The 20,085-nt window shown below is 30.7% G+C and carries 21 protein-coding genes; 10 read left to right on the plus strand and 11 right to left on the minus strand.

What is annotated here, in order from left to right; all coding sequences use genetic code 11:
* Window positions 1–12: 12 nt before the first annotated feature.
* Complete coding sequence (locus ACIQ06_RS02865; protein ID WP_344816991.1) at window positions 13–678, minus strand: DUF4271 domain-containing protein; 666 nt, start codon at window positions 676–678, stop codon at window positions 13–15.
* A 104-nt stretch (window positions 679–782) separates the two neighbouring features.
* Between ACIQ06_RS02865 and ACIQ06_RS02870 the strand changes: the two genes are divergently transcribed.
* From ACIQ06_RS02870 to ACIQ06_RS02880, 3 genes are read left to right on the plus strand one after another with little or no spacing between them, the layout of a single operon-like run.
* Window positions 783–1,508: a polyprenol monophosphomannose synthase gene (locus ACIQ06_RS02870; protein WP_396143790.1), complete on the plus strand. Its 726-nt coding sequence runs from the start codon at window positions 783–785 to the stop codon at window positions 1,506–1,508.
* Between the two features lie 7 nt (window positions 1,509–1,515).
* Window positions 1,516–2,856: a dihydroorotase gene (locus ACIQ06_RS02875; protein ID WP_396143791.1), complete on the plus strand. Its 1,341-nt coding sequence runs from the start codon at window positions 1,516–1,518 to the stop codon at window positions 2,854–2,856.
* A gap of 3 nt (window positions 2,857–2,859) precedes the next feature.
* The gene (locus ACIQ06_RS02880; RefSeq protein WP_396143792.1) at window positions 2,860–3,234 is read left to right on the plus strand and encodes a DUF4296 domain-containing protein; all 375 of its coding nucleotides are present in this window, start codon (window positions 2,860–2,862) and stop codon (window positions 3,232–3,234) included.
* Here the strand turns inward: ACIQ06_RS02880 and ACIQ06_RS02885 are convergent, their stop codons facing one another.
* A complete protein-coding gene (locus ACIQ06_RS02885; protein ID WP_396143793.1) occupies window positions 3,235–4,236 on the minus strand; it encodes an NAD-dependent epimerase/dehydratase family protein in 1,002 nt (333 codons plus the stop codon). It lies immediately after the preceding gene.
* Between the two features lie 131 nt (window positions 4,237–4,367).
* Here ACIQ06_RS02885 and tyrS point away from each other — a divergent pair, with 131 nt between their 5' ends.
* Entirely contained in the window at window positions 4,368–5,663 is a 1,296-nt protein-coding gene (tyrS, locus tag ACIQ06_RS02890; RefSeq protein ID WP_345091863.1) for a tyrosine--tRNA ligase, read from the plus strand.
* A 29-nt stretch (window positions 5,664–5,692) separates the two neighbouring features.
* Here tyrS and ACIQ06_RS02895 read toward each other — a convergent pair whose 3' ends face one another.
* The 4 genes from ACIQ06_RS02895 to ACIQ06_RS02910 form a co-directional block, all read right to left on the minus strand.
* Window positions 5,693–6,406, minus strand: a complete 714-nt coding sequence (locus ACIQ06_RS02895; RefSeq protein ID WP_396143794.1) for a hypothetical protein — start codon at window positions 6,404–6,406, stop codon at window positions 5,693–5,695.
* 45 nt (window positions 6,407–6,451) lie between these two features.
* Window positions 6,452–7,432, minus strand: a complete 981-nt coding sequence (locus tag ACIQ06_RS02900) for an acyl transferase (protein ID WP_396143795.1) — start codon at window positions 7,430–7,432, stop codon at window positions 6,452–6,454.
* A 124-nt stretch (window positions 7,433–7,556) separates the two neighbouring features.
* Window positions 7,557–8,474: a T9SS type A sorting domain-containing protein gene (locus ACIQ06_RS02905; protein WP_396143796.1), complete on the minus strand. Its 918-nt coding sequence runs from the start codon at window positions 8,472–8,474 to the stop codon at window positions 7,557–7,559.
* 95 nt (window positions 8,475–8,569) lie between these two features.
* Window positions 8,570–8,905, minus strand: a complete 336-nt coding sequence (locus tag ACIQ06_RS02910) for a T9SS type A sorting domain-containing protein (RefSeq protein WP_298304857.1) — start codon at window positions 8,903–8,905, stop codon at window positions 8,570–8,572.
* Between the two features lie 238 nt (window positions 8,906–9,143).
* On the opposite strand from ACIQ06_RS02910, the gene ACIQ06_RS02915 reads away from it, so the two are divergent.
* Window positions 9,144–9,494, plus strand: coding sequence for a toxin-antitoxin system YwqK family antitoxin (locus ACIQ06_RS02915; RefSeq protein ID WP_396143797.1), 351 nt, complete (start codon window positions 9,144–9,146; stop codon window positions 9,492–9,494).
* Between the two features lie 56 nt (window positions 9,495–9,550).
* Here ACIQ06_RS02915 and ACIQ06_RS02920 read toward each other — a convergent pair whose 3' ends face one another.
* The 3 genes from ACIQ06_RS02920 to ACIQ06_RS02930 form a co-directional block, all read right to left on the minus strand.
* Window positions 9,551–10,102: a hypothetical protein gene (locus tag ACIQ06_RS02920; protein ID WP_396143798.1), complete on the minus strand. Its 552-nt coding sequence runs from the start codon at window positions 10,100–10,102 to the stop codon at window positions 9,551–9,553.
* Window positions 10,103–10,173: 71 nt separating this feature from the next.
* On the minus strand, window positions 10,174–11,559 hold the full coding sequence (locus tag ACIQ06_RS02925; protein WP_396143799.1) for a hypothetical protein: 1,386 nt from the start codon (window positions 11,557–11,559) through the stop codon (window positions 10,174–10,176).
* Window positions 11,560–11,592: 33 nt separating this feature from the next.
* The gene (locus tag ACIQ06_RS02930) at window positions 11,593–14,397 is read right to left on the minus strand and encodes a TonB-dependent receptor domain-containing protein (RefSeq protein WP_396143800.1); all 2,805 of its coding nucleotides are present in this window, start codon (window positions 14,395–14,397) and stop codon (window positions 11,593–11,595) included.
* Between the two features lie 189 nt (window positions 14,398–14,586).
* On the opposite strand from ACIQ06_RS02930, the gene ACIQ06_RS02935 reads away from it, so the two are divergent.
* The gene (locus ACIQ06_RS02935; RefSeq protein WP_396143801.1) at window positions 14,587–15,270 is read left to right on the plus strand and encodes a response regulator transcription factor; all 684 of its coding nucleotides are present in this window, start codon (window positions 14,587–14,589) and stop codon (window positions 15,268–15,270) included.
* 64 nt (window positions 15,271–15,334) lie between these two features.
* Window positions 15,335–16,375, plus strand: coding sequence for a sensor histidine kinase (locus ACIQ06_RS02940; protein WP_396143802.1), 1,041 nt, complete (start codon window positions 15,335–15,337; stop codon window positions 16,373–16,375).
* On the opposite strand, the gene ACIQ06_RS02945 is transcribed toward ACIQ06_RS02940, so the two are convergent.
* Together ACIQ06_RS02945 and ACIQ06_RS02950 are read right to left on the minus strand one after the other, a co-directional pair.
* Window positions 16,349–17,404: a glycosyltransferase gene (locus ACIQ06_RS02945; RefSeq protein ID WP_396143803.1), complete on the minus strand. Its 1,056-nt coding sequence runs from the start codon at window positions 17,402–17,404 to the stop codon at window positions 16,349–16,351. The genes ACIQ06_RS02940 and ACIQ06_RS02945 overlap by 27 nt on opposite strands.
* A 2-nt stretch (window positions 17,405–17,406) precedes the next feature.
* Complete coding sequence (locus ACIQ06_RS02950) at window positions 17,407–18,225, minus strand: UDP-2,3-diacylglucosamine diphosphatase (RefSeq protein ID WP_396143804.1); 819 nt, start codon at window positions 18,223–18,225, stop codon at window positions 17,407–17,409.
* Between the two features lie 121 nt (window positions 18,226–18,346).
* Here ACIQ06_RS02950 and trmB point away from each other — a divergent pair, with 121 nt between their 5' ends.
* From trmB to ACIQ06_RS02965, 3 genes are all read left to right on the plus strand, one after another.
* Window positions 18,347–19,024, plus strand: a complete 678-nt coding sequence (trmB, locus tag ACIQ06_RS02955; protein WP_396143805.1) for a tRNA (guanosine(46)-N7)-methyltransferase TrmB — start codon at window positions 18,347–18,349, stop codon at window positions 19,022–19,024.
* Between the two features lie 62 nt (window positions 19,025–19,086).
* On the plus strand, window positions 19,087–19,722 hold the full coding sequence (locus ACIQ06_RS02960; RefSeq protein ID WP_298304832.1) for a LysE family transporter: 636 nt from the start codon (window positions 19,087–19,089) through the stop codon (window positions 19,720–19,722).
* On the plus strand, window positions 19,722–20,045 hold the full coding sequence (locus ACIQ06_RS02965; RefSeq protein ID WP_396143806.1) for an MGMT family protein: 324 nt from the start codon (window positions 19,722–19,724) through the stop codon (window positions 20,043–20,045). The genes ACIQ06_RS02960 and ACIQ06_RS02965 overlap by 1 nt, the downstream gene beginning before the upstream one ends.
* Window positions 20,046–20,085 lie beyond the last annotated feature (40 nt).

The following is a 20,085-nucleotide window of genomic DNA, read 5'->3' on the forward strand; positions in this document are numbered from 1 at the left end:
CATGTTTAAACTCTAATTTTTTGTAATCAAATAAAATATGAAATAATATGGAGCTATTTCAAGTGCGCAAAGATACAAAATAAAATAAAACAACTTACCGAATACTAAATTTTGATAATTTTTCAAAGAAATAAGATAAGTCACTAAATTTATTATTAATAATATACTAATTACGGTAATAATTAAAGAATTCGTTGAATAATTACCATAAAACAGGATAATTGAAACCGGTAATAGTAGTAATCCAATGTAGGTTCTGAAGGTAACTTTCTGTAAATTAAACTGCTCGATGATTTCTTCAATGCCAAATGTTGCTGCAATAATCTTCTCTACGAGAAATTTTGAAAGTATAAAAACTGTCAATAAGGTAAAAATTCTTGTAAAAAGAATCCAATCGGTTTTAATGCCATAATTGTAGTGTACTAAAACTAATTGAATAAAAAACGAGAGTGAAATTATATTTACTATAAATAGAATTACATTAAATCCGCTCATTAAATGACTGCTTTCTCGATATATTTTAGTATATTTATCTGATACTATTAATCGAATATAATCGTTAAATCTCGTTTCAAAGACTGATTTTGCTAAAACAATTAGAAATAAGGAAAGCACAAAAATAATTGTTGCCCAATCTTTGTTTTCTATAATTCGTGGATGTAATTCTAATGCTATCATGAACCGCAAAATTACTAAATTTTATTTGTTGATTAGTATTATAATATTATTAAGATTATGAAGTAATAAAATGAGTATTTTTGCACAAACTTTTATCGATAAACATGAATTGCGGCATTGTAATTATTCCAACTTATAACGAGATTGAAAATATTGAAAGTATAGTGAGAGCTGTATTTTCTTTACATAAACCTTTTCATGTTCTTATTGTAGATGATAATTCGCCAGATAAAACAGCAGATAAAGTTAGAGAACTTCAAAAAGAATTTCCAAATCAACTTTTTCTTGAAGTAAGAACTAAAAAAGCAGGATTAGGAACTGCTTACGTTCATGGATTCAAATGGGCACTAGCTCATGATTATGAATTTATTTTTGAAATGGATGCCGATTTTTCACATAATCCTCATGATTTAGAGCGATTGTATGATGCTTGTCATTTTGGTGGTGCCGATTTGGCCATTGGTTCAAGATATGTTACAGGAGTGAATGTTGTAAACTGGCCTTTAAGTAGAGTTTTACTATCTTATTTTGCTTCAGTTTATGTGAGAATGATTACCGGAATGAAAATTATGGATGCCACAGCAGGATTCATTTGCTATAGCAGAGAAGTTTTAGAAGCAATTAATCTTGACAAAATTAAATTCATTGGATATGCTTTTCAAATTGAAATGAAATATAGAGCATTTTCTAAAAATTTCAACATTCAAGAAGTGCCAGTAATTTTTACCGATAGAACCAAAGGACAATCTAAAATGAGTGGTTCTATTATTAAAGAAGCCATTTTTGGTGTTTTGTCTCTTAGAATAAAAAAATTATTTAATAGATTATAGAAAATATATGAATACCGTTTTAATTAAAAATGCAAGGATTGTAAATGAGGGCAAAATTTTTGAAGGCGATGTTCTTATTGAAGGCGAATTTATAAAAGAAATTGCCGAAAGCATAAGCCACAAAAGTTCCAATTGTAAAGTTATCGATGCCGAAGGAAATTATTTAATTCCTGGAGCTATTGATGATCAAGTTCATTTTCGTGAACCAGGCTTGACTCATAAAGGTAATATAGAATCAGAGAGTCGTGCGGCTGTTGCTGGCGGAATTACTTCTTTTATTGAACAACCCAACACGGTTCCAAACGCAGTTACACAAGAGTTATTGGAAGATAAATATCAAATTGCAGCTCAAACTTCTTATGCCAATTATTCTTTTATGATGGGCGGAACCAATAATAATTTAGAAGAAATTCTTAAAACAAATCCTAAAAATGTTGCTGGGTTAAAATTATTTCTTGGTTCTTCAACTGGCGATATGTTGGTCGATAGTACTGCAGCTTTAGAAAGTATATTTTCAAGCACAAAATTATTAATTGCTGTTCATAGCGAGGATGAAAATACTGTAAAAAGTAATTTAGAACATTATAAAGCTATATATGGAGACGATATTCCTGTAGCGCTACATCCCGAAATTAGAAGTGTTGAAGCGTGCTATAAATCTACTGAAAAGATAATTAAGTTAGCTAAAGAAACTGGTGCACGTTTGCATGTATTTCACATTTCAACGGCAAAAGAGTTAGATTTATTTACCAACAAAATTCCGTTAGAAGAAAAACAAATTACAGCTGAAGTTTGTATCCATCATTTATGGTTTTCAGACGAAGATTATGCTACTAAAGGAAATTTCATCAAATGGAATCCAGCAGTAAAATCCGCTGCAGATAGAGAAGGACTTTGGAAAGCATTATTAGACGATAGAATTGATGTTATAGCAACAGATCATGCACCTCATACATTAGAAGAAAAACAACAAGTTTACACAAAAGCACCATCAGGAGGACCATTAGTTCAACATGCTGTTGTGGCTATGTTTGAAGCGCATCACCAAGGTAAAATTTCAGTGGAGAAAATCGTTGAGAAGATGGCTCACAATCCGGCTAAGATTTTCAAAATAGAAAATAGAGGTTTTATAAAAGAAGGTTTTTATGCCGATTTGGCAATTGTTAATCCGGCGATGCCTTGGAGTGTAAATAAAGATAATATTCTATATAAATGCGGTTGGTCACCATTTGAAGGAACCAATTTTAAATCAAGAATTACACATACTTTTGTAAATGGACAATTGGTTTATGAAAATTCTAAAGTCAAAGAAATTAAAGCCGGAAAACGTTTACTGTTTGATAGATAAAAAATGAAAAAAATAATATTTATTTTATTTATAATTTCATTCGTAATTCTTAGCTGTAAGAATGAAATAGTTGAAAAGCCTAAAAATCTTATCGATAAAGATAAGATGAAAGAGATTATTTATGACTTAGCAATTCTAGAAGCGGCTAGAAATCAAGGTTCGGCTACTCAAAATTACCCTAAAGCAAGTGTATTTCTAAAAGAAAAATACAAAGTTGATAGCTTAACATTTGCTCAAAACACACAATATTATGCTTCTGATATTAAAGAGTATAAAAAAATGTATGAGGAAGTTAAAGAACGCTTAGATAAAGAAAATAAAAAGTTAAGCGGTGCTCCAATTCCAGTTCAAAATCTTGAAGAAGGAATTGTGAAGTAATTATTTTTTATAATGAACTACAATTTTATCTAAGTAATTGTCAATAGCCTCAAAATCATAATTCAAAAAGGTTTTTATTTTTTCATTTGAAATTGGATCACTATTTAGAATAGATTGCGCGCCATGTTTGGATATTTTTCTTTTGGTTCTAAAAATAGAAGACAACACCCAATCCAATCGCCATGCAATATTAAGCATCCAAGGTTTTGCTTCTGTTTTTGGTTTTTTAGCCTTTATTTTTTCAGCGATAGTATAGATTATATTTTTAAAAGTAATGTTCTCAGACAGCAATGCAAATCGTTCTCCATTACACTCAGAATGCATCAATCGACGCATTATTTCCACAACATCTGTAACAGCAACATAACCAGAAGAACCATAAGTGTAAAATGGAATTCCTTTTTCAATTGAAGTAAAAAAAGCACCACTACCTTGTTGCCAAAACCCAGGTCCAAAAATAACGCCCGGATTTACAATTACCACTTTCAATCCTTCTTGTTGACCACGCCATACTTCCATTTCGGCACCATATTTTGAAATAGCATAATCACTATGTAAAACTTCTGGATTCCATTCTGTTTCTTCAGTAATGCTAGTTTCGTGCTGTGCTAAATCTCCAAGAGCGGCTATTGAACTAACGTGACATAGTTTTTTGATGTTTTTGTCAATACAAAAATTTACAATATTGGCAGTTCCTTCAATATTTACCTTTCGAAGTTGATCTTCATCATCTGGGTTGAAAGAAATACATGCCGCACAATGATAGACATAATCAATATTTTCAAAAGCAATTTCTAGTGAAGGAATATCTAGAATATCGCCTTGCGTCCAGTTTATTTTAGAGAATAGTTCACTTTTTTTATACAAATCAAAAAGAGATTTTGTTTTCTCTATATTTTTTTGGTTTCGATAAAGGGCACGAATATTTTCTTCACCATTTTCTAACAAATGAAGTACTAAATGAGCTCCGACTAATCCTGTTGCACCAGTAACTAATATCATTTTGTAAAGATAGGTTTTTGCCGCGAAGACACAAAGTCACCAAGTTTTTTTAAATCAAATTATGAAAATCTGAAATCTGAAATCTGAAATCTGAAATCTTAGAACTATATTTGCGCAAATTATCGAATAAAATGAGGAATTTAGTAGAAGAATTACAATGGCGCGGATTGGTGCACGATATTATGCCAGGCACAGAAGAACAACTTTTAAAAGAAATGACAACGACCTATATTGGATTTGATCCAACAAGTGATTCGTTGCATATTGGAAGTTTGGTGCCTATTATTTTATTGGTTCATTTAGAAAAATTTGGACACAAACCTATTGCTCTTGTTGGCGGTGCTACTGGAATGATTGGTGATCCATCAGGAAAATCTGATGAGAGAAATTTACTTGATGAAGCTACTTTAGAAAAAAATGTTGCTGGAATAAAAGGTGTTTTATCTCGTTTTTTAGATTTTAATTCAACTGCAGCTAATGCTCCAATTTTAGTAAACAACTACGATTGGATGAAAGACTTCTCGTTTATCAATTTTGCTCGTGACGTCGGAAAACGAATCACTGTCAATTATATGATGGCAAAAGATTCTGTAAAGAAACGTTTGAGTGGAGAAACTGGCGAAGGAATGAGTTTTACAGAGTTTACGTACCAATTAATTCAAGGTTACGATTTTCATCATTTGTACAAATCACATAATTGTTTGTTGCAAATGGGAGGTTCTGACCAATGGGGTAATATTACTACAGGAACTGAATTAGTGAGAAGAATGAATGGAGAAGGTGCCAAAGCATATGCAATGACTTGTCCATTAATTACCAAAGCTGATGGTTCAAAATTTGGTAAATCTGAAGGTGGAAATGTTTGGTTGACAGCCGATAAAACTTCGGTTTATAAATTTTACCAATTTTGGTTGAATACAACCGACGTTGATGCTGAAAAGTACATTAAGATTTTCACATTTTTAGATAAAAATACAGTAGATGCTTTAATCGCAGAACATCATGAAGCACCTCATTTACGTGTTTTACAAAAACGTTTAGCAGAAGAAGTAACCACTTTTGTTCACGGAAAAGAAGAGTTGGAAAGAGCGATTTTTGCTTCGAATGCTTTTTTTAGCCCAACTATGGACGATTTAGCCCAATTGGATGATGCTACTTTTGTAGAAGTTTTTGATGGTGTTCCAAATGCAGAAATTGCAAAAGAAGATATCATTGCCGGATTGGATATGATTGCTGCACTTGCTGCAAAAACAGGTTTCTTAGCTTCCAATAGTGATGCTAGACGTGAATTAAAACAGAATGCAGTTTCTTTAAACAAAGAAAAAGTCGCTGAAGATTATATCATTACCGAAAAAGATTTGGTAAAAGGTAAATTTTTAGTCCTTCAAAAAGGAAAGAAAAATTATTATTTGATAAAAGTAATATAAATAGGAAAGGAGCTGAAGAGCTCCTTTTTTTATTCTCCAAAATTTATTTCCATTTTATTTGAAACAATCCAACCATTTATAAAATAAGGATTTTTCATAATCTTTTCGTAATCCTCTGGTAGTAGTTTTTCTTTAAATTGTTCTTTCATTAAGTTTAAAGTAAGTTCAAAATAATGAGGCATTTTTTCGTCTAAATAATATTCTGCGTCACCAAACTTTAAGTAGCGTGTTTTGTCCCAAAATATAATTTTTATAAAGGTTATTTTTTCTTTTGGTTTAATCGTAAAAATATCTGACATCAGTCTTTTGCTTTGCTGTTTCAAATAATAATTTTCATCGTTTTTAGCTTCTTCAATTTCAGATTTCACATCAATGTTTAATTCTTTATACCTAGCATTCATAATTGCTTTTCGCTCTTCATCAGTTTTTGCAGCTTTCATTTTTTCCATAAAAGAACTTGTATTTCTATCTCCAAATATGTTATCAATATCAATAAACTCGTCATTTTGAAATACTTTAAAAACAATATCTCTAGACATTGAAGCTCTTGAATTAGGAACTAATCCATTTGGGTTTAAGAAAAACGAAATCTCATTATCGCTTAGGTTTTCAATATGATAAGTAATTGTAAATTTTCGTTCATTCGGAATAGAATCAACAGAAGTTATTGAGTCTATTCTTAGATCAATTTGGCTTGAAACTGTAAAAGTTATGAAGAAAAGTAAGTATTGTAGAAGGCGCATAAATTTATTTTCAGTTAGTTAAATAACGCATAAAAATAAAAAAAATTACAACACCATTAAATTACAACCTCGAATATCTGAATTATCAAAACGTCCCAATACTTCAAACGAATTGTTGGGATATTTTTTTCCTAGATCTTGTGTTGCTATGAAAGAACATGAATTGATGTTGGCTAAATCGATTACGTTTATTCCGCCTGTTTTACCGCTTTCTACATAAGACAAAGCATCTTCGGTATCACGAATTAAAACAGTCATCCAATTTGGACATTCAAAAATTCCGTTGCCTAATGAATAGGCTTGCGATAATAATTCGGTCATGCCATATTCTGAATGAATGCTGGAAACTCCAAAACCATTACAAAGAATTTCATGTAATTCTTCTCGGATGATTTCTTTGCGTTTGCCTTTCATTCCGCCAGTTTCCATGATGATGGTGTTTTTTAATTGAAACTTTCGTTGCTCTATTAAATCCAATAAAGCATAAGTTACACCAATCAAAAGTACGTTTTGTCCGGATTCATCAAGCTCAATCAGCTTAGTAATTAATTCATCGTAATTGTGTAGATAAAAACCGCTATTTTCATTATTTGAAAGCGCTATCAAGTCTTTTACCATATAGATTAAAGAAGAGCCAGAACGCTCAAGATAGGATGGAAGCAAAGCTAAAACCGCATAGTCTTCTATATTTCCATAAAATTCTGAAAAAGCATTGCGATAACTTTCTTCATACAAAGTTACATCGGTTATAAGATGTTTACTTGTAATCATTCCGGTGGTTCCGCTACTAGTGAAAGTCTCTTGAATGACATCATTTGAAGATAAAACATCATGACTTTTAAAAAACTGAATGGGTAAAAACGGAATTTGTTGCAACGATTTTACGCTTCCTTTTTCAACTTTCAATAACTCACAGAATTCGCGATACACCTTGTTATTTTCGTATTGAAAACGAAAAACCTTTAAAGCTATTTTTTCAAACTGCTTTTGGTTGGAAATGGTAAATATATCTTGAGATGAAATCAAAGTTAAAATGCTTTTTGTTTAATTCTGAAACATCCCGAAGTTTCGGGACAGAGAATTGCAAAAGTAATGAAAATAAAAAAGCTCCAACATAAATTGGAGCTTTCTAATATAATTTTAAAACTAATTATTCGATAACTAATTTTTTAGTAGCTGTATTTCCTTCTTCAGAAATTTGAACCATGTATACACCAGCAGTAAGGTTGCTTACATTGATTGCAGATTCAGAAGTTGTAGTGTTTAAAACTTGTTTTCCTAATACGTCAAAAACAGTAACTGTTCTTTCAGCATTTGCATCAGTGTTGATGTAGAAAACACCATTTCTCACTGGATTTGGGAAAATTGATAAACCAGCGATAGCGTTTTGGCTGTTTGCTAAGCTACAAGTGTTTATTGCAGTAGCTGTGTTTCTTGGAGCAGGAGTTGCAGTAGTAAAGTCAGATGCGTTATTATCTGTATCTGTACAACCTGCGTTGTTTCTTTGTACAGCTGTTGAACTTGTTAGTGCTGTGCCAGTTGGTCCAGTTCCTTCAAAACCAGATGTTGATGTTGCTCCATAAGCAACTTTGTCAATTATTTGGCTTCCTGTCGGATTTGCAGTTGATTCAAGAATTATATTGTTAACTAAAATGACTTTACCATTACTTCCGCTCATAGCTATACCAGTAGCTATTAAACCGGTTGGGTTTCCAGTTGAAGGTGTTTGATAAGTACAATTACAAGTAGTAGCGTCTAAATCTGGGGTTGGTAAAGCTAACACAGGTGTTGCACCAACTGCTTGTTGTATTAAATAATATTGTCCTGGTTGAAGGTTATAATTTGGTAATTCAGTTCTAGTCCATGTAGTTCCGTTTGCTGAAGCATATTGTACTGACCAACCTGCTAAGTTTTGAGCTACTGTTCCTCTATTGAATAATTCTATAAAGTCATTAGAATAAGTTGCTCCACCATTTCCACCACCTCCATAAGCTTGACTTATAACAACTTGAGCTTGTGAAAATGAAGAAATCAAAATGATTGCTAATAATGTGTAAAGTTTTTTCATAATTTTAAATATAATTTTAGGAGACAAAGATAAAGACTATTTTTTTAAATAAAAATAATCAAAGTAAAAAAATAGTTAACAATAGTGTTATTTAACTATCTGACAATTAATTTTCTAGTAGCGCTTGCGTCACCTTCTTCTATCTTAATAAGATAAATTCCTGGTGAAAGCGAAGAAATGTTAAGTTCTCTAGAAGATAGAGTAGTTTGAAGTACTTTTTTTCCAAGAACATCAAATATGGTGATTTGCTTATCTTCATTAGATTTTGTAGATATGTAAATCTTTCCACCAGTTGCAGGATTCGGGTAAAAACTCAGACCTTCAATAGTGTTCTCTTGCACTTTTGATGCTGGTTTTCCATCTTGTGCCATCACACTTGTAGTGCTTAGCATCAGGAAAAAAAGAATAATATAAAAGTAGTTTTTTGTCATGAGTTCAACTTGGTTAAAGCAAATATATAAATAAGTTTTCAAATACAATGCCAAAAACCACAATTTTAACAAATTTTATATTGATTGTTTAATGCTGAGGTAAATACATATAGTAAATAAATTTCAAAAGTTTCCACTTTAAATTTCCAATGTTACCAAATTGTTAAGAAAAAGTTTGGTTATTGTAAAAATAGTTATATATTTGTTATCTAATTATTAATTCAAAAACCCAAATATCATGAAAAACCTTATTTTAACACTTGTAATTTTGATTTCTGGTTTATCATTTGGTCAAGCAATTGAGCCAGTTTTAGAAGCAGAAAATGGATTGGTTAAAGCTACTTATCATTATGAAAATGGTGCTGTACAACAAGTAGGATATTTTAAAGACGGAAAGTTAGATGGAAAATGGACTTCTTATGATGAAAATGGAAATCTAAAAGCTACCGCTGAATATACAAATGGAGCGAAAACAGGAAAATGGATGTATTATTCAAATAGCGTTTGCGTAAGCGAAGTAAGTTTTGTTGACAATCGTATTGTTGATGTAAAAAAATTCAATCAAAACACTATTGCTGATAAAGACTAAGTTTAAGTAATAAACAAAAAAAAGGCTGACTATATTTTTATTATAGTCAGCCTTTTTTATTTAGTTTTAATTTTCCAAGTTCTACTTATAGTATCAAATTGGGTAATTTCATCTGGAAATTCTATAAAAAATTCAGGATTAGAATTTACAGTATAATAGTCAGACAAATCTTCGTTGTTCAAATATTTATCAAAAAGCAATTTTGTTTTTTCCTCTAATTCTTTTGGTTCCATTTTCCAGGTTCTAAAAGCTTCTTGATAGAATACTATCGAATCATTTTTATCAAATTTTAATTTTCCTACAGTAGTTGTTTTTTTTAATTTTATACTTGGAGCGATTTTGCTAATGGCAAAATAGATGTAATTTTCTTCATCAATGTAATAGTGCATTAATTCACTATTCTTTGCACTCAGCTTATAGGTTGTGTCAAATTGTTTGTCAAATTTGTTTTTCTCTGTTGCTAATCGAGGTAATTTCTCAATATAACGACTTATTTTATATTTAAAATCTTCTATTTTTTCAGGCGAAAGATGGTTTTGAGGAATGGTATCTTTCGGTTTTGAACAAGAGAAACAAATAAATAAAGATAAAATTAATAAGTACTTCATAGTTCTATAATAAAAGTGATGAGTTTAATCGTAGTGATTAAACTCATCAAATATACCTATTTTAATAAAATTTAGTAAGCTTTTAAATTCGGAATAAATTCAGCCCAAGTTGCTGTCCAGTCTGTTGCTCCAAATGCACCTCTATAAGTAGTAGTGGTAAAAAACGTATTGTTAAGTTTTGCATTTGTAAATGAAGCACCAGTAGTTAAAGTACCACTTGTTACTTGATAAGTTGGGTTTGAACTGTAGAAGTTTTGAGTATTATTTCCGTAAAAAGCATTTAGATTCAGTCCAAGCGTATTATAAATTCCTGTTGTTGGAGTTTCGAAATCTGTTCCTGCAACAGTTGTATTATTTGCATTCCAAAGATTTTGTACATTAGTTGCAGTAGCAACCATACCTGTTCCAACAGAAAACGTAGTTGATGGAGCAGACATTACATTGTTTAAAAGAAATCCTGTTCCGTTATTATAATTATCGTAAACAGATTGTTGATTCATTCTAATACCTCTTGGCATACCAACAAATACTGAGTTTGCAATAGTCAATGCAGTTCTTCTTCTCATGTCAATAGCATGTTGATAGTTTGCATTGGTAGCTTGAGCATTAGTTAACTTTGGACCAATTCCTGTTAAGTTTGAAATAACACCTTCTGTTAGTAATGTTGTTACATTGTCATTTGGTCCATTATCAGTTTCAATAATATTTGAACCCGATTGATCTGCAAAAGTTGGATATCTAACTGCAAGTGCAAATTGAATTTTCCCAGTGTAACCAAAATCAATATCAAAATCATCATCCCACAAACCAAGAGAAATTAAGTGTTTTGCGTTAACTGTACCGCCAAACCATTCAAAACCATCGTCACCACCATATGATACTTGACAGTATTCCATTTGTGTTCCACTTCCAACACCACCTAAAGTTATAGAATTGGTTTCGTTGTTTGGTGTTAATTCAATTCCTGCATATTCAATTCTTACATATTTTAAAATACCAGAATTGTCCGCGTCATCAGCTCCACCAAATATTACAGGAGGATTAATTCCTTCAATAGCTGGATTGGTTTGATTTGTTTTAGCTTTACCTAAGATTACTAATCCACCCCAGTCTCCACGGTCTCTAGACTCTGCTTTTTGTGAAGAAGTGAATACAATAGGTTCGTTTGCTGTTCCTTCTGCAATGATTTTTCCTCCTGGAGTAATAATAAGTGTTCCCTTAGTTGCTTTATCACCAAAAATAACAGTTCCTGGTTGAATTGTTAAAACTTTAGTGTCTTTAACAAAAACTTGACCTTTAATTAAATAACGAACACCTTTAGTAAGCGTTTGAGTATTTAAATCTCCAGAAAGGATTACAAAATTTTCTGTATCTCCATCTGTACCAAAGGATAAATCATCTTTTAAACACGAAGTGAATAAAGTAGATAGTAATAAAAGTAAGATTATTTTTTTCATTTTTTTGTGTATTACAGTGTTTGAATTTTAGTATTATAAGTTGTAAGAAAAACCTAAAGTATATAGAGAACCTCTTTTGAAAGAAGAAATTACATTGTCATTGGCTTTGCTTATTTTGTTATCTCTATTAGAATCTTCCATTAGTTTGAAAGGATCGTTAAGTATGTTTTGTAAACCAAGTTTAACTTTTAGTTTTTTAAATTTTTTTGAAATAGTTGCATCAAGCTGATTACGTTCAATTTCATAATAGGTGTTAAAAGCGTCGTCACCTACAGAGAAAATTCGGTTTCCAAATCGGTTGTAAATTAAGTTAATTCCAAGTCCTTTTTCATCTTCATATCCTAGAGCACCATTAATGATATAAGGTGATTGTCCTTGTAAAGCTCTTTTAGAATCTTGTGATTGTGCAGCAGCACCAAGGTCAACTTCTGAGAATATGTAAGATGCGTTGATGTTGATAGAAAGTCTATTTAAAATTGGAATGTTGGTTAAATCTTTGAATGATTTTTTAATTTCCAATTCAGCACCATAATTTACTGCACTAGTTGCGTTTTTAAAATTGAAAGATGGATCTTCAGCAGTTCTTTGAATAATTTGCTCAATTGGATTAGTGAATTTTTTATAGAAACCTCCAAATGAAATAGTTTCTCCTTTGCTTGGATACCATTCGTATCTAAAATCAATATTGTCTATTGTAGCAACTTTTAAGTCAGCATTTCCAAATTTTAAAACTTCATATTCGAAATCATAAAATAAGAAAGGTGCAATTTCTCTAAATTCAGGTCTGTTTACTGTTCTTGAATAAGCAGCTCTTACTAAAGATTTTTCATTGATATTATATCCGATGTTCAAAGAAGGTAAAATAGAAGTAACAGGATTGTCAACATTTACTGGATTACCATTTGAAAAAGCTCTCAGTTTTTGAGTATTGTTTTCTATACGAACACCCATGTTAATGTCAAATTTTCCAAGAGGTAATTCTGTGTTGATGTAACCACTTAATAAAGTATTGTCAGCTTTGTATGAATCATCTGGTTTTGTTCCTTCTTCTAAAACCCATCCATTTTGATTATTGATATTTTCATTGCTGAAAATTGTTGATAAAGGAAGGTTTGTTAATTCGTCTTTTCTTGCCGATGTAAGATAATCTTTCAAAACATAAGACACATATCTTGATTTGAAAATTCTAAACTTGTAATCTGCCAAGTAACCAGCTTTAATTTTTATTGGAGAACGTTCTTCTGTTTCTGAATCTCTATTGATAGTGTAAGTATAGTTAACACCGTTATTAGCACTAAACTCTCTTAAGTTTCCATAGTATCTACCAGAAAATAAATTAGAAGATGATGGATCTTGAAATGTATAATTGTCTGAAGTTGAGTTAACATCTTTAAAAGTTCTGAAACGTCTTAAATCTGGTTCATTTTCTCTGATATAATTATAACCAACAACCCAATCAATATTGTTGTTAGAATTTAAATTATGATCACCATTCAATTGCCCCATATATATACTTCTGCTCTTATAAGCATACATATAGTTTTTTAATGTGTTATTAGCCTGTTGATTAAAATTAATTCCTTGACGAATTGTAGTTTCATTTTCTCCAATTTGGTTGAATAAATTTTTGAAAGTAAATTTTGATTTCGCAGTTTTTAATGACCAATTAGACAATGCAGTGATGCGTACTTCTTGTTGGTAGTTCATGTCATTAAATGTAAACCAATCTGTAGGTCTTGCTTCGCCGGCATTCAAGAAATTATATCTTCTAAAACTTCTTGAAAAAGACTGATAGCTTGTTGAATAATTAAGTGCGTTAACACTAAATATTTTTGTATTTCCTAAGTTTATTTTTCTACCCAATGAAAAACCTGTGCTATTGTCTAAAAAGGCATTACTTGCATTAGTGTCAAAATTATTTGGCAATGATCTTGCAGCGTCAACACGAAGTTGTGAAGTAGCTGCACTATTATTTAATTGTGATGTAGTTGGAAAACTTGAAGGTAATGGTCTAAAAGAGTTATCTATCCCAACAAAATCTGTATTTGAACCTTCAGATTGTAAATAATCATTGAATGTTGTTTTTGATCTGTAACCAAAACTTATATCAAATTTTGTAAAATCTGATGTGCTTTCGATAGTGTTCAATGAAATAATACCTCCAGAAAAATCTCCTGGTTTATCTGCAGAACCAGTTTTATAGATAACCATTTTATCTAAAAGTCCTGTAGGAACTAGATCAAAAGAAAACGTTCTTTTATCTATTTCTGTACTTGGAGCAAGAGAACCATTAATCAATACATTATTGTAGCGCTCACTTAAACCTCTAATCATTACAAACTTTCCATCAACAATTGTGATTCCAGGTATTCTTTGAATAGCTTGAGCTGCATTTCCATCGGTTCCTTTTGACATTTGTTCAGCACTAATAGCACTTACAACTTGCTTGGCTTCTTTTATTTCTGTTAGAATAGCTGTTTCAGTATTTCTTTTCTTTACACTCTTAATAACAACGTCATCTAATTTGTAACCACCACTTCCTAAAGCTACATTTAATTCAATTGTTTGATTAGGTTTTAAATCAATTATTTTTTCAATGGTTTCATAACCTATAAAGCTAAATACCACAACGTATTCTCCTGAAGGAAGCGATATGGAGTATTCTCCTTTTTCATTAGTGGTTACTCCATTTGAAGAACCTTTGACAGAAACATTTGCAAATGCAAGAGGCGCATTATTCATGTCTTTGTCGGTAATTTTACCCTTAATAACGCTTTTGGTCTGAGCAAAAGAAAAAGCTGTAAATAAAATTGTTATAAATAATAGTTTTTGTTTCATCTGGTTAAATAATTTTTTGCAAAGTAACATGTACTATGTAAAGTTCATCTTAATCGAAAATTACCTTTGTGTTTTTATAACATTATGATATTGTTAACAGATTAAATTACCGTTAACTCATTTTTAATAAGAATTAATTACTGATAAAATAGTATATTTACATCGCAAAACATTATAATTTTTTGCATTATGAAGAAAAAAGACATAAAGATTTTATTGGTTGATGATGAACAAGATATCCTAGAAATTGTAGGGTATAACTTGACTCAAGAAGGTTATAAAATTGTAACAGCTTCAAATGGTAAAGAAGCAATTGCAGTTGCAAAAAAGGAACGACCACAACTAATCATCATGGATGTAATGATGCCAGAAATGGACGGAATGGAAGCTTGTGAAAACATTAGAAAAATTCCTGAATTGAGTAATATCATCATAACATTTTTAACGGCAAGAAGCGAAGACTATTCTCAAGTAGCAGGTTTTGATGCTGGTGCAGATGATTATATTGCTAAACCAATAAAACCAAAATTATTGGTAAGTAAAGTAAAAGCTTTATTAAGAAGACTTAAAGACGAAACAACTTCAAGTGAAAACCTAAATGTTGGTGGAATTGAAATTAATCGTGAAGAATATAAAATAGTTATGGATGGAAGAGAAATTGTTCTTCCTAGAAAAGAATTTGAATTATTCTATTTGTTAGCTTCAAAACCTGGTAAAGTATTTAAGAGAGAAGAAATTCTTGATAAAGTTTGGGGTAACGAAGTTATTGTTGGTGGAAGAACTATTGATGTTCACATTAGAAAACTCCGTGAAAAAATAGGTGAAGATTTATTTAAAACCATTAAAGGTGTTGGCTATAAGTTTGAAGTTTAATGTTAACTTTGCAAAGTAGCAATGTTTTAAATTGCGAATGTAAAAAGAATACTTCAACTTAAAAATGGCATTAAATTTCAAAAAAACATATAGATTTGCTGTAATATCAACTTTATATATTACACTTTTTTCAACTAGCTTAGTTGCTGGTTTGTTATTTTTATTTGCCACCTTTTCTTTACTATTTTGTTTAATCTATGCAATATCAATTGCTATTTTTTCATTTTTTGTACTTCAATATCGTGTAGAACATTTTATTTATCGTCGTGTGAAAAAGATTTACGATGATGTTTCTTTATTAGATTCGACAACTTTACGAAGTCAATCCATTACAACAGATATGGCAACCTTAACTAAAGAAGTTAAGAAATTTGCCACCGACAAAAAACTCGAAATCGAAAACCTTAAAGTAAGAGAAGAATATAGAAGAGAGTTTATGGGAAATGTTTCTCATGAATTGAAAACACCACTTTTTACGGTTCAAGGTTATATTTCTACATTGGTTGATGGTGTTAGAGACAAAGATCAAAGGAAAAAATATTTAGAAAGAGCTGAAAAAGGCGTTGAACGATTGATTTATATTGTAGAAGATTTAGATATGATTTCTAAATTAGAAATGGGCGATTTGAATTTAGAATTTACAGAATTTAATATTGTAGAATTAATTCAAAATGTATTTGACTTGCTCGAAATGCAAGCCGATAAAAAGAACATTATTTTAATGTTTGATAGAAAATATAATAAACCAATAAACGTTTTTGCAGATCAAGAAAAAATTCAACAAGTAGTTACAAATTTAATAATGAACTCCATAAAATATGGAAAAGAAAATGGTACAACCGAAGTATCCATTGAAGATTTGGTTAAAAATAAAATTATTGTTCGTGTAAGAGACAACGGCGAAGGAATTGAACAACAACATATTCCAAGACTTTTTGAACGCTTTTTCAGAGTAGACAAAAGTGGCGCAAGAAGTGAAGGTGGCTCAGGTTTAGGACTTTCAATTGTGAAACACATTATTGAAGGACACAATGAAAAAATTTACATAGAAAGTGAATTTGGCAAAGGATCAGAATTCTCATTCACGCTCGAAAAGCAAAAATAATTGATTCCAATTGATTTCCGAAGGTATCAAAGGCAAACCTTTGTATAAAGGAACTGAAAGAATATCATCAATAACAAATTTATCTTGTTTACTATAAGGAACTAAACCTTCTCTCTTGTATTTTTTCGCCAAATATTCTTGCTCAAATTGACCTGGAGTTGGTATAAAAAAAGCTTTCTTTTGTAATTTACACAAATCCATAACGGTTGTATAACCCGATCTACAAAGTACCATTTCACTTTCGTTAAAAGTTTTTTCCAATTCTTCAGATTGCATAAAATTATAAAAAGTAATATTCCCTTTTTGTTCTTTTACTTGTTCCTTCGTTACCTTTCCTTTTATAAAAACTATTTTTTCTTTGTTGTCTTTAAGTTCTTCAATTAGTTTTTCTTCCAAAATAGTTCGTTGAGGTTCCGGACCAGAAAGCAGAACCATAATGTCGTATTTTATTTCTAGAACTTTCTTTTCTAATCTGCTTAAAACTCCAATATATTTTATGTTTAAATTTGAGCTTTTTAAATGCCCTAATTTTCCAGTCAAATTTGGAGCTTTTTCAATGTCAGGAACCCAACATTCATCAAATTTTCTAATAAAAAATTGATGTAATTTACTAGAAATCCAAGTTGTTTTTCCTGATAAAACGGTCAATTGATGTGTCATAAAAACCGAAGGCACTTTTTTAGAGTGTACACCCAATCGATTGTCGGAAATAATTCCTTTTAAATCATATTCTTTAACCCATTTTTTAACCAATTGTTTTTCAGATAAAATGGCATTAATCGTTTTTGGACTATTTTTTATCAATTTCCATTTAAAATTCTCACCTTTTTTGGCATATTCAATATTGTAAGAAGGCAATTCTAATGCTGTTAAATGCGGAAATTCTTTTTTCAATAAAGCTAAAGCAACACCATCTGAAGCAATGATTGGTGTAAAACCATTTTTTTCTAATTCACGAATAATAGGTATACATCGAGTTGCATGACCTAAACCCCAATTTAGTGGCGCAACGAGAATATTTTTAGTCATTTTTAGTTTTTTAATAAAGTGATAAATTGTTCTGCAAGTTGATTTTCATATTCAAATTGTTCTTCTTCAGTAACAATTTCACTTGGAGCATGCTTGTATAATTTCCACTTTTTATTATTGTATTCTAAAGCTGTTAAATTTTCAATCCAATCACCTGAATTTAAATAGATTGTCTTTCCTTTTTCGTTGGTAATATATTCAATTTTTGGCTCGTGAATGTGTCCGCAAATTACATAATCATAGTTGTTTTCAATAGCCAAATCTGTGCAAACATTTTCAAAGTTAGTAATAAATTTCACAGCCGATTTCACATTGTTTTTAATTTTCTTTGAAAGTGAATAAGGTTCTTTATTCATTTGAGCCAAAATCCAATTCAGAAAACGATTAATTAGAATTAGAATATCATAACCCCAACCACCAAGTTTAGCCAACCATTTGGCATGATTTATTGAAGCATCAAAAACATCTCCGTGAAAAATCCAAGCTTTTTTTCCATCTAAATTTAGGACTAGTTTATTTAGCAAACTTAAATTTCCTAAATGCAAATCGGTAAATTTTCTTAAGAATTCGTCATGATTTCCGGTCAGATAATAGACTTTGGTGCCTTTTGAACTTAACGAAATGATTTTCTTAATCACTTTCAAATGACTTGCCGGAAAATAAGACTTTCTGAATTGCCAAATATCAATAATATCGCCATTTAGAATGAGTATTTTTGGCTTAATTTCAGATAAATACTGAAATAATTCTTTGGCATGGCAACCATAAGTTCCTAAATGAACATCAGAAATAACTACAACTTCAACTTTTCTTTTCTTCAAAATAAATAGTTTCTACAAAAATAAGTGAATAGCTGTATTGTTAAGGTTACATAAACATTATCAAAACTTTATTTGTGGTGGATATTATTTCCTTAATTTTGCTAAAATATTTTATAGAAACGTGGGAAGTAAAAATAAGTTAAAAAGATTCAAGGAAAACGAGACGTTCACCAACGTTTTTCAACCAACAAGAGAAGAAGTAGTAGGAAATGAGTTTCCTTTATTAGGAAAATGGAATTCAGATTTCTTCAAAAATGACAATCCAATAATCATTGAATTAGGTTGCGGAAAAGGCGAATATTCTGTTGGTTTAGCAGAACGTTATCCAGAGAAAAACTTTGTAGGAATTGATATAAAAGGTGCCAGATTTTGGCGTGGAGCAAAAACGGCTGTCGATGAAGGAATGCATAATGTAGCTTTTGTTAGAACTCAAATAGAGTTAATCAATCATATTTTTGCCGATGGTGAAGTGTCTGAAATTTGGATAACATTTCCTGATCCACAAATAAAATACAAGCGAACAAAACACAGAATGACCAATTCAGAGTTTTTGAAATTATACAAAAGAATCTTGAAACCTGATGGCGTTGTAAATCTAAAAACTGATTCTGAGTTCATGCATGGTTATACTTTAGGTCTTTTACACGGTGAAGGTCACGAAGTTTTATACGCTAATCACAATGTTTACAAAAATGAAGGTGCTCCAAGTGAAGTAACTGAAATTCAAACGTTTTACGAAAAACAATATTTGGAAATTAACAAAGCAATTACGTATATTCGTTTTAAAATTAAAAAGTAGTGTTGTCTGTTGTCAGTTATCTGTTTAGAAATACTGAAAACTGAGAACTGCAAACTGATAACATGAACATCATCCTTCCACTTTTATCGGGATTTATTGCAGCTGTAATAGGAATTCTTCCTCCAGGATTAATTAATATGACAGCAGCCAAAGTTGATTTTACTGATGGAAGAAAACGCGCCATGGTTTTTGTTCTTGGAGCTTTAATAGTGATATTTTTTCAAACGTATATTTCTGTAATTTTTGCTAGATACATTAATAGTCATCAAGAAATTGTGGTTTTATTACGTGAGATTGGTTTGGTGATTTTTTCAATTTTATCTGTTTACTTTTTATTTTTTGCTAAGAAGCCAAAACTAAAATCGCAAGATTCACTGCATTTAAAAAGTAAAAGAAGTCGCTTTTTTATGGGAATGTTGATTTCGGCGATAAACTTTTTTCCAATTCCATATTATGTTTTTGTCAGTGTTACTTTAGCTTCTTTTAATATTTTTACCTTCAATCCGATATCCATTTATAGCTTAGTTTTTGGAGTTGTTTTAGGTTCGTTTTTAGTGTTCTATTTGTACGTTTTGTTTTTCAATAAAATGAAATCTAAAACCGATTATTTTATGCAAAACATGAACAAAATCATCGGAATCATTACCGGAGTTGTAGCTATTTTTACCTTATACAATGTTGTAAAGTATCATTTGTAATGGAAGAAAATTTCTTTGAACGCGTTTATGCCATTGCAAAACAAATTCCAGAAGGTAAAGTAACTTCTTATGGCGCTATTGCCAAAGCATTAGGAACAGCTCGTTCAGCAAGAATGGTAGGTTGGGCAATGAATGCTAGTCATAATCGCGATGATGTTCCAGCACATCGTGTTGTAAATAGAAAAGGATTACTTTCAGGGAAACATCACTTCGATGGAACCAATCTTATGCAACAACTTTTAGAAAACGAAGGAATTGAAGTGGTTGACAATCAAATTGTAGATTTCGAAAAATATTTTTGGATACCAGAAATGGACGTTTAATTATTTCCTAATTTTCAAGAAGCTTCAAATTGTTACAAAA

Source organism: Flavobacterium sp. (genome assembly GCF_044341265.1).
Taxonomy (GTDB): domain Bacteria; phylum Bacteroidota; class Bacteroidia; order Flavobacteriales; family Flavobacteriaceae; genus Flavobacterium.

Excerpts from the sequence above, each read along its gene's own strand:
- ACIQ06_RS02935 (WP_396143801.1), top strand. The coding sequence starts at position 14,587 with ATGAAGAAAAAAGACATAAAGATTTTATTGGTTGATGATGAACAAGAT.
- ACIQ06_RS02905 (WP_396143796.1), bottom strand. The coding sequence starts at position 8,474 with ATGAAAAAACTTTACACATTATTAGCAATCATTTTGATTTCTTCATTT.
- ACIQ06_RS02915 (WP_396143797.1), top strand. The coding sequence starts at position 9,144 with ATGAAAAACCTTATTTTAACACTTGTAATTTTGATTTCTGGTTTATCA.
- ACIQ06_RS02895 (WP_396143794.1), bottom strand. The coding sequence starts at position 6,406 with ATGCGCCTTCTACAATACTTACTTTTCTTCATAACTTTTACAGTTTCA.
- ACIQ06_RS02865 (WP_344816991.1), bottom strand. The coding sequence starts at position 678 with ATGATAGCATTAGAATTACATCCACGAATTATAGAAAACAAAGATTGG.
- ACIQ06_RS02880 (WP_396143792.1), top strand. The coding sequence starts at position 2,860 with ATGAAAAAAATAATATTTATTTTATTTATAATTTCATTCGTAATTCTT.
- ACIQ06_RS02965 (WP_396143806.1), top strand. The coding sequence starts at position 19,722 with ATGGAAGAAAATTTCTTTGAACGCGTTTATGCCATTGCAAAACAAATT.
- ACIQ06_RS02960 (WP_298304832.1), top strand. The coding sequence starts at position 19,087 with ATGAACATCATCCTTCCACTTTTATCGGGATTTATTGCAGCTGTAATA.
- ACIQ06_RS02875 (WP_396143791.1), top strand. The coding sequence starts at position 1,516 with ATGAATACCGTTTTAATTAAAAATGCAAGGATTGTAAATGAGGGCAAA.
- ACIQ06_RS02930 (WP_396143800.1), bottom strand. The coding sequence starts at position 14,397 with ATGAAACAAAAACTATTATTTATAACAATTTTATTTACAGCTTTTTCT.
- ACIQ06_RS02885 (WP_396143793.1), bottom strand. The coding sequence starts at position 4,236 with ATGATATTAGTTACTGGTGCAACAGGATTAGTCGGAGCTCATTTAGTA.
- ACIQ06_RS02945 (WP_396143803.1), bottom strand. The coding sequence starts at position 17,404 with ATGACTAAAAATATTCTCGTTGCGCCACTAAATTGGGGTTTAGGTCAT.
- tyrS (WP_345091863.1), top strand. The coding sequence starts at position 4,368 with ATGAGGAATTTAGTAGAAGAATTACAATGGCGCGGATTGGTGCACGAT.
- ACIQ06_RS02910 (WP_298304857.1), bottom strand. The coding sequence starts at position 8,905 with ATGACAAAAAACTACTTTTATATTATTCTTTTTTTCCTGATGCTAAGC.
- ACIQ06_RS02870 (WP_396143790.1), top strand. The coding sequence starts at position 783 with ATGAATTGCGGCATTGTAATTATTCCAACTTATAACGAGATTGAAAAT.
- ACIQ06_RS02940 (WP_396143802.1), top strand. The coding sequence starts at position 15,335 with ATGGCATTAAATTTCAAAAAAACATATAGATTTGCTGTAATATCAACT.
- ACIQ06_RS02925 (WP_396143799.1), bottom strand. The coding sequence starts at position 11,559 with ATGAAAAAAATAATCTTACTTTTATTACTATCTACTTTATTCACTTCG.
- ACIQ06_RS02920 (WP_396143798.1), bottom strand. The coding sequence starts at position 10,102 with ATGAAGTACTTATTAATTTTATCTTTATTTATTTGTTTCTCTTGTTCA.